At 72.0% G+C, this 15803-nt stretch carries 5 protein-coding genes; all 5 read left to right on the top strand.

Going from position 1 to position 15803, the window contains the following annotated elements; genetic code table 11:
- Nucleotides 1–106 precede the first annotated feature (106 nt).
- The 5 genes from QF040_RS09395 (at nucleotide 107) to QF040_RS09375 (ending at nucleotide 15734) form a co-directional block, all read left to right on the top strand.
- A complete protein-coding gene (locus QF040_RS09395; protein ID WP_429610816.1) occupies nucleotides 107–865 on the top strand; it encodes an STN domain-containing protein in 759 nt (252 codons plus the stop codon).
- On the top strand, nucleotides 862–1410 hold the full coding sequence (locus QF040_RS09390; protein WP_429610815.1) for an RNA polymerase sigma factor: 549 nt from the start codon (nucleotides 862–864) through the stop codon (nucleotides 1408–1410). Before QF040_RS09395 ends, QF040_RS09390 begins: the two co-directional genes overlap by 4 nt.
- Before the next feature lie 8 nt (nucleotides 1411–1418).
- On the top strand, nucleotides 1419–2411 hold the full coding sequence (locus QF040_RS09385; RefSeq protein WP_429610814.1) for a FecR family protein: 993 nt from the start codon (nucleotides 1419–1421) through the stop codon (nucleotides 2409–2411).
- A gap of 67 nt (nucleotides 2412–2478) precedes the next feature.
- Complete coding sequence (locus QF040_RS09380; RefSeq protein ID WP_429610813.1) at nucleotides 2479–2814, top strand: FecR/PupR family sigma factor regulator; 336 nt, start codon at nucleotides 2479–2481, stop codon at nucleotides 2812–2814.
- 44 nt (nucleotides 2815–2858) lie between these two features.
- Nucleotides 2859–15734, top strand: coding sequence for a filamentous haemagglutinin family protein (locus QF040_RS09375; protein ID WP_429610812.1), 12876 nt, complete (start codon nucleotides 2859–2861; stop codon nucleotides 15732–15734).
- Nucleotides 15735–15803: the final 69 nt, after the last annotated feature.

Genomic DNA, 15803 nt, shown 5'->3' with positions numbered 1-15803 from the left:
TCATGCAAGCGTCACCTCCGGGGGCTAACTTCGATCGGATCGCCAGACGCGCCGCGAGTGCCGTCCGGCCGATGCGGCAACCCAGGGACATGTGCGCCAACCCGGTATGAGAGCGAATTCGGCATCGGTCAGTGTTCTGGCACTGGCCTGGTGCCTGGCAGGCGCCGCCGTGCTCCTGGCCACCGGCACCGCGCATTCGCAACCCGGGCCCGCGTTGCTGCAGGCACCCACGGAGCGCATCGATTTCGACATCCCGGTCCAGCGCCTGGGCGATGCCATCGATGCCTACAGCGCGGCGACGCGGATGGATGTGCTGATCGACGGCCGGCATGCGCAGCGGCTGTCGAACGCGGTGAAGGGGCAGTTGTCGCCTTGGGAGGCGATGGAACTGATGCTGGCGGGCACGGGCCTGCAGGCGCGCCTGGCCAACGCGACGTCGGTGGTGATCCAGCCATTGCGCCTGGCAGGCGAGGCGGCGCAGCCGGCGGCGGCGGAAGCCGCGGGCATGGAGGAGTCGGGGTTCAACGGAGGGGAAGTCTTGCATCAGTCGTACGCCGCCCAGGTCCAGCAGGCCCTGCGCGGCACCTTGTGTGGTTCTGCGCAAACGCGCCCGGGCAGCTACCGCCTGGCGCTGCGGCTGCGCCTGGACGCGCGCGGCGCGGTGGAGAGCTTTCGCCTCCTCAGCACGACTGGCGAGCCCGCGCGCGATGCCGAGGTGCAGCGCAAGGTGCGCACGCTGTCCGTCGGCAGTGCGCCGCCGCCGTCGCTGCCGCAGCCGCTGGTCGTGCTGCTGTTGCCCGAAGGGCCGGGCGCGCAGGCCGATTGCGGGCCGGCCGCCTACCGCACCGATGCGGCCATGCCATGAGCGAGAGCGTCTCGTCCACGCTGCGGGCGCGCATGGTCGCGCGCTACGTCGAGCTGCGCGGAAAGCTCGAGCGCATCGTCGGCTCGCGCGACGACGCGGCCGATGCGATGCAGGAAACGTGGCTGCGCCTGGCAGCCATGGGCGACACCGCCACCGTGAACAACGCCGATGCCTACCTGCTGCGCATGGCTGCCAACATTGCGACCGACCGCTACCGCCAGGACCATGTGCTGCTCGCGCGCGGCGAGATCGACGAACTGGTGCACCTGGCGGACGAAACCAGCGACCCCGAGCGCATCGCCGGCGCGCGCAGTGACGTGCAGGCGCTCAGCCAGGTGCTCGAGCGCATGCCGGCGCGGCGCCGCGAGATCCTCGTGGCGGCTCGCGTCGACGGGCAGCTCAACAGCGAGATTGCCGAGCGCATGGACCTGTCCGTGAGCACGGTCGAGAAGGAACTGCGCGCGGCCCTCGAATACTGCAAGAAGCGTCTGCCGGATGTGGAGGCTGCCCAGCGCGGCCACTTTGCCGGACCGAGAAAATACTGATGAGTGCCATGTCTTCTCCCGATCCCGAATCCATGCTGCAACGCCAGGCCGAAGCCTGGTGGGTGCGCCTGCATTCGGGCCAGGCCACCCGCGCCGATGCCGATGCGTTCCGGCAGTGGACGACCCTGAGCGCCGCGCATGCGCAGGCCTGGCGCGAGGTCATGCGCGTGTGGTCCGCGCTCGATCCGCTGCTGGCCGAAGAGGCCGCGCGGCATGCGTCGCGGGCCGGCGCCTCCAGGCGTTTCCCGTGGCCGGGCGTGTCCGCAGCCCTGCGCTCCCCGGGGCGCCGTGCCTTCATGGGCGGCGCGGTCGCGGCCTCGGTCGCCGCGGGCGTGCTGGCCGTCGATCCGCCGCTGGGCCTGTGGCCCTCGGTCGGCGAACTCGCGGCCGACTACCGCACCGCCACCGGCGAACAGCGGCAGGTGGCGCTGGGCGAGGAGGTGAGCGTGCGCATGAACACGCAGACGCTCATCAACCGCATCGGCGCCGGCGCGAATCTTCGCGGCGTCGAACTGCTGGCCGGCGAGGCGGAAGTCGCGACGGCGGGCAACGCCGATTTCATCGTGGAGACGGGCGGCGGGCGCCTGCAGGCACGCGGCGCGCGCTTCAACATCCGCTACACCGGGCCGCAGGTCTGCGTGACCTGCCTGGATGGCCGTGTGCTGGTCTCGGTGGGCGCAGAGCAGCGCTCGGTCGAGGCCGGGCGGCAGGTGGTGTACGACCGCGCCGGCATCCAGGACGTGGTGCGCGCCGACGTGGCCAGCGTCAGCACCTGGCGCACGGGCGTGCTGTCGTTCGACAGCACGCCGCTGGCCGACGTGATCGAAGAGATCAACCGCTATCGCCCGGGCAAGGTGATCCTGCGCAACGAGGCGCTGGGCCGCACGCCGGTGCGCATGCAGTTGTCGCTGCGCAGCATCGACAACGCGCTGGTGATGATCCGCGAGCTGTACGGGGCCAAGGTGCGCAGCCTGCCGGGCGGCATCGTGTTGCTGAGCTGAGCCCGGTTTTTCGCAGCGCTCCGAAAAATAATTTACGGGTTGTCTCGCGCAGGCTCGTCATGGAGGTATGCAACCGACGCCCCATGACGAACGGCCGAGCAACGCTCGCAGCAAGGACGCCTGCCTGAGCGAGGCGCTGGACTGGATCGTGCGCCTGAACCGCCTGCGCGCAAGCGACAAGGAGGTTCGCGCACTGGCGATCTGGTGCGCGCGCAGCGCAGCGCATGCCCGGGCCTGGCGAGAGGCCATGGCCTTGTGGGGGCTGCTGCTGCCGGCCGCGCGCTGCATCGCGCACCGGCCGCGAATCGCGCGCACGCCGCGCGACATCCGCATCGCCGACCGCAGCGCCGCATCTTCCGACACACCGTCCCCGCACTATCGCCGCAGGCAATCATGGTCTTGAATCCGCACCGCATCCGTTCGCGCCCGCCTTTTGCAGAGGGGCGCATGTCCCGCGGCGATGGCGAGCTCCGCCTGACGCCGCTCGCCCGCGCCATGGCCATGGCGCTGGCCGCGGCCGGCGCACTGGGTTCGGCCCATGCGGGCCAGGCCTTCAGCCCCGCGTGGTTCGCGAGCAAGGGTGCCGCGCAGGCCACCGCCGCGCAGACCGGCCGACTGCCGAACGGCATGCCGGCGTCGAGCCTCGCGAATCCGGTGCAGCAGCAGCAACAGGCCAACGCGCAGTTGCAGCGCTCGATCAGTAACCTGAACCTGGCCGCGCAGGCCATCGCGGCGCAACAGGCCGCGCAGGCGGCGGCGCGCGAGGCGGCGCTGCGCGACCCGTCGTCCGTTCCCGACGGCCTGGTAGATGGCGGCCTCAGGGTCGATACCAACAGCCTCACCGCGGGCTGGCACAACGCGCAGGCGCCGGTGCAGTCGCAGCAGGCCGATGGCCGCACGAACGTGGCGATCCGGCAGACCGGCGACCGCGCCATCCTCAACTGGGAGACCTTCAACGTGGGCCGCAACACCACGGTGGAGTTCAGGCAGCAGGCCGACTGGGCGGCGCTCAACCGCGTGAACGATCCGCAGGCGCGGCCCTCGCAGATACAGGGGCGGATCAAGGCCGACGGCACGGTGCTCATCGCCAACCGCAACGGCATCGTCTTCAGCGGCAGCAGCCAGACCGACACGCGCAACCTGGTGGCCGCGGCGGCGAAGATCAGCGACGAGCAGTTCAGGGCGCGCGGCATCCACAGCGCCCTTGCCGGCGACAGCTACACGCCCAGCTTCACCGACGCGGGCGGCGCGGTGAAGGTGGAGGCGGGCGCGCAGCTCGCCACGCGCACCCCCGGCTCGGTGAAGCAGGGCGGCGGCTACGTGCTGCTGCTGGGCCAGGAGGTGAGCAACGCGGGCACCATCACCACGCCGCGCGGACAGGTGCAGATGGCCGCGGGCGATTTCTTCATCGTGCGTCCCGGCCAGGGCACGGCCGCGAACCAGGTCTCGACCACGCGCGGCAACGAGGTGGCGCCGCAGTTCAACACCGACAGCCTCGCGGGCAAGGTCGTCAACACCGGCCTGCTGCGGGCGTCCGAGGGCGACATCACGCTGGCCGGACGCCAGGTGGTGCAGGACGGCGTGGCGCTCGCCACCACCACCGTGGATGCGCGCGGCTCGATTCACCTGCTGAATGCCGCGAGCGACAAGCTGGGCAGCGTGACGGTCACGCGGCGCGCGGTCAACGCGGTGCTGCTGGACGGCCAGAACGGCCGCACCGCGCTGGACAGCCAGCGCGAAGCGCTCATCACCGAATCGGCGAGGCAGGACGTGCTGCGCCGCGCGGGCGTGCAGGGCGCCTTCGACAACCTCTCGCTGCTGGACGACCGGCGCGACCAGTCGCGCATCGAGATCGTCTCGGGCGGCAGCGTGCTGTTCGAGGGCGGCTCGACCACGCTGGCCACCGGCGGGCAGCTCGCGGTGACCGCGGGCACCGCCGGCGGGCGCAGCACCGTGGGCAGCGGGGCACGCATCGACGTCTCGGGCGTGGTCGGCGTGCAGGTGGCGATGTCGTCCAACAACGTGCAGATCGACATCCAGGGCAACGAGCAGCGCGATGCGCCGCTCAACCGCGACACCTCGATGCTCAACAGCAGCAACGTGTTCATCGACCGGCGCAAGCTCGTGCGCGTGGCGCCCGGCGTGGGCGGCTACGAGGGCGAGCGCTGGTACACGCCGGGCGGCCTGCTGGAAGTCGGCGGCTACCTGGGCCTGCAGGGCCACGGCATCGGCGAGTGGGCCGCGCAGGGCGGCAGCGTCGTCTTTGCGGGCAGCGAACTGGTGACGCAGGCCGGATCGAACATCAACCTCTCGGGCGGCACACTGGACGTGCAGACCGGCTTCATCCGCCAGAGCTGGCTCAAGGGGCCCGGCGGGCGCCTGTACGAAGTGTCGAACGCGCCCGCGGACGTCGCCTACACCGGCCTCTACAAAGGCTATGAAGACACGCACAAGCGCTGGGGCGAGAAGACCACCGGCTACTTCTACAACCCGCTGATCGGGCCGCAGCAGCGGCTGGAGAACGGCTACACAGTGGGCCGCGACGCGGGCCGGCTGGTGGTGGCCACCGGCGCCGCGGTGCTCGACGGCGACATCACCGCCCACGCCTTCCAGGGCGCGCGGCAGGTCGAGCGCGCCGATGCGCGCCTGGACGGCTACGCCCAGTCGCACAACGCGGCGGCGCAAGCCGGGCAACTGGTGCTCGGGCGCTACGAGGCGGCCTACAACGGCGACGCCAAGGCCGGCCCGGTGGGCGTCTTCCACAATCTCGTGCCCACGTTCGACACCATCGTGTTCGGCCCCGCGCAGCCTGATGCCGGCGCCGCGCTGGCACCCGACACCGCGCTGCCGCAGGCGCGCCGCGACGCGCTCCTGCTCGACAGCGAGCGGCTGAGCGGCTTCGGCCTCGGCACGGTGATGGCCGCGGCCGGCGACAGCGTGAAGGTCGAGGAGGCACTCGAGGTCGCGCCCGGCGGCCGCATCGCGCTGCATGCGCCGCAGGTGACGGTGAACGCCGGCCTCACGGCCCGTGGCGGCGCCATCGCGCTGGGCAACGTGCTCGATGCAGTGACCGCGGCAGGCGCGCCGGTGGCGAGCGTGCTCGCGGCCGACGAGGGCAAGCCGACCGAGGTGGTCGTTGCCCGGGGCGTGACGCTCGACGCGCGCGGGCTCTGGAGCAACCTGCAGCTCGCGCCGGGCGACACGAAGGCCCTGGCATCCCCGGACGGCGGATCGGTGCGCATCGACAGCACCGGCGCGGTGACGCTTGCGGCCGGCTCGCTCGTGGACGTGTCCTCGGGCGGCGCGCTGCTGGCCAACGGCAAGGCGCGCGGCGGACGCGGCGGCGACGTGAGCCTCGCGGCGGACGCGCAGGTCGCGGGCGCTGCGGGGGCTGCGACCAACGGGCTGCTCACGGTCGATGGCGACATCCGCGGCTACGGCGTGAACGGCGGCGGGACCCTCCGGATGGTGTCGGGCAGCGGCATCGTGGTCGGCGGCAAGGTGCAAGGCGCCGACGGCGTGCTGCGCGCGGGCGAAGCGGCGCCGCTGGACGCGATCCTGTTGCAGAACTACCAGGTGCGCGCCGGCGACATCCTGCCGGTGGACTACAGCTACGAACGCACGCGCGCGCTGCCCGGAGAAGCCGTGTCCAGCCCGCCATTGTTCGACGACGCGGCAGGGGCCGTGACGCTGGCCGCCGACTGGCGGCTTCCCGATGCCAGGGGAACGAGCGGCTACACGGTGTTTGCGATCGTCGACGGCCAACAGCGGTCATTCATGGCCTTCCGGACGGGAGACGGCCGCGAGAGCGAGACAGTCCCGGCGGGCGCCACGGTGATACGCATGACCAGTGCTGCCGCGGGATTCCCGGTGGACTACGTTGTCCCGAGCCATGTGTTTCCCAACGGCTTCGGCGTCGAGGCCCAGGCGGTCACGGTTGCCGCGGGCCGTGCCGCGCCGGCGGATTTCGCCATCGCGAGCGGCACGCGCATCGCCGCCGGCGCCGTGTTCCTGCAGCCGGTGGTCACGAGCGCGAGCCTGTCGGTCGGCGCCGGCCTGCTGCAGTCCGGTTTTGCGAACTACGACTTCAACGGCCGCCTTGGCGTGGCCGTGGCCGACAACGCCGCGCTCGATGTACGCATGCCGGTCTACCGCTTCACCGATGCGTCCAGGACGGCCGCCACCGGCAGCGACCCCGCCACCGCGCTCGAACTCTGGACGCCGCCGCTCTGGCAGGAAGATGCGCTGAAAGGTGTACTCACCCAGCGCCGCGGCGCGAGCCTCACGCTGCAATCGGGCACAGGCTCGGGCACGTCGACCGGCACCAGCGGCCCGGTCGACGTGCGTGCCGGCGCCGCCATTACCGTGGACCCCGGCCAGTCGATCACGCTGTACGGCCGCGATGTCACCGTCGACGGCCGGCTCACCGCACCGGGCGGCACGATCGCCATCGACGGCGGCGGCATCCCCGATGCGCCCGGCCTGTTCTGGATCGGCGAGCGCGCGGTGCTCGACGTCGCGGCACGCGCCGCCACCGCGCAGGACGTGTACGGCCGGCGCTACGGACAGGCGGCTGACGGCGGCACCATCCGCATCGGCGGTGCGCTCGACTGGGAAGAGAAGGGCCGGGCCGTCGCGCCCCATGCCTTCGTCGTCATTCGCCCGGGCGCACTGCTCGATGCCTCGGGAACGAGCGCCACGTTCGACCGCGCGGTGGACAGCATCGACCGCAACTTCGCGCCGATGCAGGTGGCCACCGACGGCGGCTCGATCGTGCTGAAGTCCGTACAAGGGCTCTACCTGGACGGCACGCTGCGCGCGACGGCCGGCGGCGCCGGCGCGGCCGGCGGCACGCTGGGGCTTGCGCTCGAATCGGCCATCTACCCCACGTCGACCACGCGCGGCGAGGTGCTGCGGCATCGCGAGCTGGTGCTCGCGCAGGAGCAGGGCGACAGCCTGCTCGCGGCGGGGCTGGTCCGGCCGGATGCGAAGCAGCAACTGGTCACCGGCACGGCGCGCATCGGCGTGGACCGCATCGAGGCCGGCGGCTTCGACAACCTGTCGATCCTCGCCAACGGCCCCTTGAGCTTCGATGGCGACGTGGCGCTGTGCATGGGCCAGAGCCTGCGCCTCTACGCGGGCGCCTATGCGCATGCGGAGAACGCGCTCGCGGGAACGAACGTGTCGCTGTCGGCGCCGTATGTGCGCCTGGCGGGCACGACCCTGACCGCGCCCGACGGCTTCACCATGCCCCGGGCCGACTGGGCCGGCGGCCCGTCGCAGCAACCCACCGACGGCACGTTCTCGGTGCTGGCCGACCTGATCGACGTGCGCGACACCGTTGGCTTCGGCACCCATGCCGAACTCGACCTGCGCACCTCGCGCTACACGGTGGACCGGCGCGGGTTCAACGCCGCCGAGTTCACGAGCCGGGGCGACATCCGCATGCTGGGAGGCAGTCTCGCGACGACGGGCAACCTCGCGCTCGCCGCCGAACAGATCTACCCGACGACGGGCGCGCGGGCCACGGTCCAGGCCGGGTACCAGTCGGTCGACGGCATCGTGCGCTACCTGCCCGGCAGCGTTCTTTCCATCCGCCGCCAGGGCGAAGGCGACGTCGCCATGCCTTATTCGGTGTTCGGCAGTCTCAGCCTGGAGGCCGAGACCGTCGAGCAGGGCGGCATCGTTCGGGCGCCGCTGGGCCTGTTGACGCTGGGAACCGGTGCGGGGGCCGGCGCGGTGACCGAGCGCGTGAACCTGCTTGCGGGCAGCATCACCTCGGTCAGCGGCGCCGGGCTCGCGATGCCCTACGGCGGCACGGTCGACGGCCTGAGCTATGCGTACGACGGCAAGCCCGTGCAACTGGACGGCGTGGGCGCGTCGACGCGTGGCATCTCGGTGGTGGCCAGGCACCTGGATGCACAGGGCGGCGCCGTGCTCGACCTGTCGGGCGGCGGCGCGCTCTCGGGCGCCGGCTTCGTGAGCGGGCGGGGCGGTTCGGTCGACGTGCTGAACACGCCGCTCGCCAATGCGAACCCCGCCAACAGCTACAGCAGTGCCGGCAACGCGGTGTATGCCATCGTGCCGGGCAGCGCCGCCCGGTATGCGCCGGTGGCGCCCGAGGCGGGCTTCGGCACGCCGGGCATCGGCCGGCAGATCACCGTGCCGGCGGGCATTCCCGGCCTGCCCGCGGGAACCTACACGCTGATGCCGTCGAACTACGCGCTGCTGCCGGGCGCGTTCCGGGTGGAGATCGGCGCGGCCGACGGCATCGGCCTGGCGGGGGCGAGCGGCGTGGGCAACGGCTCGTACCTCGCGCCCGGCTACCTGGGCGTGGCGCACACGGCGATCCGCGATGCGGTGCCCACCCAGGTCCTGGTCACCCCGGGCGACAAGGTGCGCCGCCACGCAAGCTACAACGAGTCGGGCTACAACGCCTTCGTGCTCGCGGATGCCGAGCGGCGCGGCTTCCTGCGCGGCATGCTCACTTCGGATGCGAAGACGCTGGACGTCTTCCTGGCGAAGCCCGCGGACGAGGACACCGTGCGCACCGGGCTTGCGTTCGACGGCGAACTGCGCCTGGGCGCCGAGGCCGGAACGCAGGGCTTCGGCGGGACCGTGAATGTCCGCAACGTGCGCGAGATCCTGGGCGCCGGACAGACGGCCGCCACGGGGCTGGAAGGCGCCTCCGTCCACGACGAAGCGCTGAACCGGCTGGGCGCCGCGCGGCTGGTGATCAACGGCAGCATCGACGCCGTCTATGGGCAGGCCGGACGCGTGGCCACCATCGCCGGCGGCGGCAGCCTCGTCGTGCGCAGCGGCGCGCACCTGTCGGCCGCCGACATCGTGCTGGCGAGCGGCCCGAGCAATGCTGGCGACCCGGTCATCACCATCGAGCAGGGAGCATCGATCAGCACCGTCGGCCGACGGGCCTTCGCCTACGACTCCAACGACGGCTACGTGTTCTCCGGCAACGGCGTGCTGGCGCTGTCCAACGGCTGGTTCAACCTGATGCTGGCGCCGGCGAGTGCGGATCTTCAGCCCGTGACGGTCAATGTCGGCAGCTGCGTGAGCGCGGCCTGCAGCGGCGAGGCGCGGCTGGTGTCCGAAGGCACGCTCGCGATCGCCACCGACGGCGCCCTGGCCCTGACCGACAAGGTCTCCTACGGCACGCGCAACCTCGTGCTGGCGCTCGCCGCGGTGAACCTGGGCGAGGATGCGAGCATTGCCGCCGCGGCTGCCCGCGGGCAGTTGCCGCGCGGCCTGGTGCTCGACCAGGCAAGGCTCGACCGGCTGCTGGCCGGCAACACGGCCACGGGCGCCTCGGCGCTGGAGACCCTGGCGCTCAATGCGCGGGACGCGGTGAACATCTTTGGCGCGGCCAGCCTCGATGCCTCCAGCCTCGGCCGGCTGGTGCTCGGCACCCCCGCCATCTACGGCTATGGCGCCGCGGGCGACGTGGCTGCGATCCGCGCCGGCGAGTTCGTCTGGACCGGCTCGGAAAACGAACCCGGCGCGGCGATGCCCGGCTTGCTGGGCGAGGGCCGGCTCGACATCGCCGCCCGGTCGATCGTGCTCGGCCATGGCCCCTACGCGCAACCGACCCGCATCGAAACGGATGCGCGGCTCGCGCTGGGCTTTGCCGACGTGAAGCTGACGGCCACCGAGCGCTTCACTTCCGATGGCAAGAGCGCGCTGTCGGTGTACCACCGGCAGGGCGCGTACGTGCCCGGCCAGGGGCATGCGAACGAGGGCGGCAACCTCACGATCACCTCGCCGCTCGTCACCGGGCAGGCCGCCTCAACGACGCGGATCACCGCGGGCGGCGCCATCCTGGTGGCCTCGCCCGAAGGCACGGGCGCGCCGGCATCGAGCGATGCGCTGGGCGCCACACTGGAACTGAGGGGGAAGAGCGTCGACCTGGAGGGCAGCGTCGTGCTGCCCTCCGGGCGGCTGGTGCTCGCAGCGGCCGGCGACGTCGTGCTCGGCGCCGGCTCGCGCATCGACCTGTCGGGCCGCAAGACCGCGCTGTTCGATGTCGACAAGTACAGCCGGGGCGGCGACCTCGTGCTCTCCAGCGAGGCGGGCAACATCGCGCAGGCCGCGGGCTCGGTCATCGACGTGTCCGCGCGCCACAACCGCGGCGGCACGATCGAGGCCACGGCCCTGGGCGCCGGCGCGGGCCGCGTCGGCTTCGCGGGCACGGTCCTGGGCAGCAGCAGCGGCAGCTACGACGCGGGCGGCACGGTCGTGCCTCACGACGCGGGCGAATTCACGGTGCGCGCGCAGACCCTGGACGACTTCGCGGGCCTCAACCGCCGCCTGAACGCCGGCGGTGTGTTCGGTGCGCGCCGCTTCCAGGTCAAGCAGGGCGACCTCGCCGTGGGCGACGAGGTGAAGGCGCGCGAGGTGTCGATCGCGATGGACGGCGGCAGCCTGCGCGTGGACGGCCGCATCGACGCGAGCGGCTACCAGGTCGGCTCGATCCACCTGGCGGCGCGCAACGACCTCACGGTGAACGGCACGCTCGATGCGCATGGCACGGGCCTGCGCGTGGACAGCTACGGCAAGATCATCGACAGCCCCAACCGGGCCATCGTGGACCTCACCAGCACCGAAGGCACGCTGACCCTGGGCGGCGGCGCACGCATCGACCTGCGCGCCGGCACCGACGTGGCCGTCGGCACCCAGGCGGGCCAGAACGATGGCCGCGCGCGCGGCACGCTCGACCTGAATGCACGCCGCGCCGGCGGTGCGGGCGAAGGCACCAGCGGCGTCGGCGCGAACGACGTGGCCATCGCCGTCAACGGCACGCCCGCGATCCAGGGCGCGAAGACCATTGCGGTGAATGCCTTCCGCAGCTACGACGACGCGCCGCTGGCCGACCTGCCCGATGTGTCGGGCTACCGGCCGCAGCTCATCACGCAGGACTACCTGAAGCGCATCGACACGGACAGCCAGGCCTTCGTCGATGCCGCATTCGCCAATGCGGCGCTGGGCGGCAGGCTCTCGGGCCTGGGCAGCTACCACCTGCGCCCCGGCGTGCAGATCGTGAGCGACAGGGTGAACAACCCGAATGGCGACCTCACGGTGGACGGCGACCTGGACTTCTCGGGCTTCCGCTACGGTCCCGATGCCAACCGCGGCGATCCGGCCCGGCGCGGCTTCGGCGAGCCGGGCCGGCTGGTGATCCGCGCGGCCGGCAATCTCAACATTCACGGCAGCATCAACGACGGCTTCGCGCCGCCGGCGGCGACCCCCGACGACAACGGCTGGGTGCTCACCGAGGCGCGCAAGAACGGCGGTCCCTACACGCCCAACGGCGGCGACATCGTCGTGCCGATCGACGGCGTGGTGCTCGACACCGGCACGCGCTTTCCCGCCGGATCGACGCTCAACTACGGGGTGACCGTCGCCGCGATGACGCTGCCGGCAGGCACGGTGCTGCCGGTGGATGCCGTGCTGGCCGGCGCGCTCGGCCTGTCGGCGGGCACGGTGGTCGGCGCCAACATCTACAACGCCGACGGCTCCATCGCCTATGCGGCGGGCGCGGTGCTGCCGGGCGCCGTGACGCTGGAGGCGGGCATGCGCCTGGGCGCGGGCACGGCACTGCGCGGCGCAGCGCAGGTGGGCGCGCTCACCTGGCCCAAGGGCGTGGCACTGCCGGTCGAGATGACCGCCACGGCACCGGTCAACCTCGCGCGCGGATCGCTCATTCCCTCGATGACGTTCGTGGAGCTGCCGAACGATCAGCCCATCAACCTGCGGCCCGCCGCGAGCGGCGCGCAAGGGCGCAACTGGGCCGTCGCGCCGATGCTCGGCGAGGGCGCCACCTCGTGGAACTTCCAGCTGGTGGCCGGCGCCGATCTCGGCTCGGCCGACCGGCGCGCGCTCAATCCTTCGTCCAGGGCCGCCATCCGGCTGGGCGACACGCACTACGTGATGGCCTACACGATCGGCCGTGCCAAGGCGTGGGCCGAAGGCAACTTCATGGGGTATCCGGCGGGCACGCCGGTGTCTGCCGACGAATTGTTCTGGTGCGACATCGATCCGACCCAATGCTCCGACGACGGTCCGCCCTCCATCGCGGGCAGCCAGCCCGCGTCGCCGGCCTTCAGCGTGGTGCGCACCGGCACCGGCGACCTGGACCTGTCCGCCGCCGGCGACATCCGCATGGACTCGCTCTACGGCATCTACACCGCCGGCTCGGCGACGGCGGCCGACGCGGCGTACAGCCGCGCGCGCGGCCAGGACGCCGACGGCACGGTCATCGGCCCGCAGCCCGACCTGCTCGACTATGCGAGCAGCCTGGCGGCCTACCGCGCGTGGTATCCCGACCAGGGCGGCAACGTGCGCATCGCCGCGGGCGGCAACCTGGTGGGCGACATCACCGGCGCGCCGACGACCAGCGTGGTGCCGGGCAACTGGCTCTGGCGCCAGGGTTCGGGCACGGCGGCCGTCGACACGCCGATTCCCACGTCGTGGTGGATCAACTTCGGCACCTACGCCAGGAGCACCACCGCCACGCCCGACCTCGTCGGCTTCACCGGCATCGGTACCCTGGGCGGCGGCAACGTCAGCATCCGGGTGGGCGGCGAGGCCGGCACGATCGACCTGCGCGGCGAGCAGGTCGCGCGGCAGAGCGTGGATCACCGCAGCCAGGGGCTGGTGGTCGCGGTGGGCAGCACCGGCCGCGTCGGCGCCGACGGCGCGCTCACGCTCACGGGCGGCGGCGACATCGACATGCGCATCGCGGGCGCGCTCAACCCGCAGCGCCAGCTGAGTCCCGGCGCGGAAACGCTCGTGCTCACCGGCGCCATCGCCAACCTGCGCGGCGCGAGCGACATCGCAGCCGCCTCCATCGGCAGCCTCGGCCTGCAATACCGGGCGCAGCGTTCCGACCCCAGCGATCCGCGCGGCATGGACCCGTTCAGGGCCACCTATGCCGATGCACGCGGCGGCATCAACCTCGTGCCGGGCGACACCGCCATGCGCCTGGAGACCCGCGGCGACCTCGCGATGGGCGGCGCGACCGATGCGGGCCGCAGCGCCACGCCGAGCACTTCGGGCTACCAGCTCGGTGGAAAGGCGCAGCCCGGCGGCGGCCAGAGCGCGTTCTCGCTGTGGACTGCGCGCAGCGCGATCGAGCTGGTGTCGGCCGGCGGCAACCTGACGCCGACCATGGCGACGGGCGACAACGGCCAGATCAGGACCACCGCGACGGACGCGTGGATCGTCTACCCCTCGATCTTCCGCGCGGCCGCGCTGTCGGGGAGCCTCTACTACGGCTATGCGGCGCTGCCGCAGACGGTCGGGTTGCCCGAGACCCTCGCGTACGGCCTGACCCTCGCGCCGTCGGCCACCGGCCAACTGGAGATGCTCGCGGGTGGGTCCATCTACGCGGGCCAGTACACGGTCGGCATGTCGGGTTCGGGCACGCCCGTGCCGACACCGTTCAATCCGGCGTTCGTGGGGGCGACCGATTCGAACGACATCCTCGTGACCAACATCTCGCGGGAGGGCCCGGCGTTCTCCACCAGCGGCTTCGCGCCCACGACCCTGTTCGCGTTCGGCGCGAACAGCGCCGCGGCGCCGCTGGGCCGCGCGGAAGGTGCGCCGCCCCTGCGGTTCTATGCGGCCGGCGGCGACATCATCGGCCTGAAGACGGGCGAGGTGGTGCAAAAGGGCGGCGGCGCGACCACCTGGTACAACGCCGCCGCACCGGTGTGGATCAAGGCGGGCCGCGACATCGTCAACACCGGCGTCGCACCCGGCGGCTCCACCGGAGGGTCTTCGGAGCTCGACGGCGCCAAGCTGCGCGGCAACCTGATCGTGCACAACAACCCGACCGACGTCTCCATCGTCTCGGCCGGCCGGGACATCCTCTATGCCAACTTCGACGTCGCCGGCCCCGGCACGCTGGAAGTCACGGCAGGCCGCAACCTGCTGCAGGAAGACCGCGGCGGCATCGCCTCCATCGGACCGATCGTGCCGGGCGACACGCGCCCGGGCGCATCGATCGCGATGGCGGCGGGCGTCGGCACGGCAGCCGGCATCTCGGGCCTGGACATGTCCGCGATCCGCACGCGCTACCTCGATCCGTCGATGCGCGCCGATGCGGGCACGTCCCTCGCGAGCCAGCCGGGCAAGGCCGCCAAGACCTACGAGACGGAACTCGCCGCATGGCTGAACACGCGCCATGGCTTCAGCGGCGACACCACGCAGGCCCTCGCGTACTTCGATGCACTGGCGCCGGAGCAGCAACGCGTCTTCCTGCGCGAGGTGTATTACGCCGAGCTGCGCGAAGGTGGGCGCGAGTACAACGACCCGCAGAGCAGCCGTTCGGGCTCGTACCTGCGCGGCCGGGAAATGATCGCCACGCTCTTTCCCGAGAAGGATGCGGCCGGCAAGCCGATCGCGCGCGGCGGCGACATCACGATGTTCGGTGGCTCGGGCGTGCGCACCGAATTCGGCGGCGACATCGAGATGCTCGCGCCGGGTGGCCGGATCATCCTGGGCGTGCAGGGCGCGGTGCCGCCGGCCACCTCGGGCGTTATGACCCAAGGCGAAGGCGACATCCGTCTCTTCAGCGACGGCAGCCTGCTGCTGGGCCTCTCGCGCATCATGACCACCTTCGGCGGCGACATCTTCGCGTGGTCGGCCAAGGGCGACATCAACGCGGGCCGCGGCTCCAAGACCACCGTGCTCTACACGCCGCCCAAGCGCGTGTACGACGCCGTGGGCAACGTGGAGGTGTCCCCGCAGGCGCCGAGTTCGGGCGCGGGCATCGCCACGCTGGCGCCGATTGCCGAAGTGCCACCGGGCGACGTCGACCTGATCGCGCCGCTGGGCACCATCGATGCGGGCGAGGCCGGCATCCGCGTGTCGGGCAACGTGAACATCGCGGCGCTGCAGGTGGTGAATGCGGCCAACATCCAGGTGAAGGGTGAGTCGTCCGGCCTGCCGGTGATCGCCTCGGTGAACGTGGGGGCGCTCACGAACGCCAGCGCGGCGGCCTCCCAGGCCGGCATCGCCGCGCAGGACGTGATGCAGCGCGAACGCGCGGCGGCGCGGCAGGCCTTGCCCTCGGTGTTCACCGTGCGCGTGCTGGGCTTCGGCAACGAGCCGGCCGGTGGCGGCGACAGCAGCAACAACAACAGCAACGGCGGCAACAACAACGACGACGCGCCCGCCGGCAAGGCATCGACGCCCGTGAGCTACAACCCGCGCAGCGTGATCCGCGTGCTGGGTGGCGGCGGCAGCCTGCCGCCCGCGGCGAGCCGGCAACTGACGGACGAGGAGCGCGCCAACCTGCAACGTTGACCTGCGCCCGGCGCCCGGGCAGGCGGGCGCACTCGTTCTTCCTTGGTTTCAAGGCTTGGCCTTTCCCTC

The sequence above is a fragment of the Variovorax sp. W2I14 genome (assembly GCF_050435205.1).
Taxonomy (GTDB): domain Bacteria; phylum Pseudomonadota; class Gammaproteobacteria; order Burkholderiales; family Burkholderiaceae_C; genus Variovorax; species Variovorax paradoxus_C.
The sequence above is the reverse complement of the archived record's forward strand: the minus strand, read 5'-3'. Positions and strand labels throughout refer to the sequence as shown.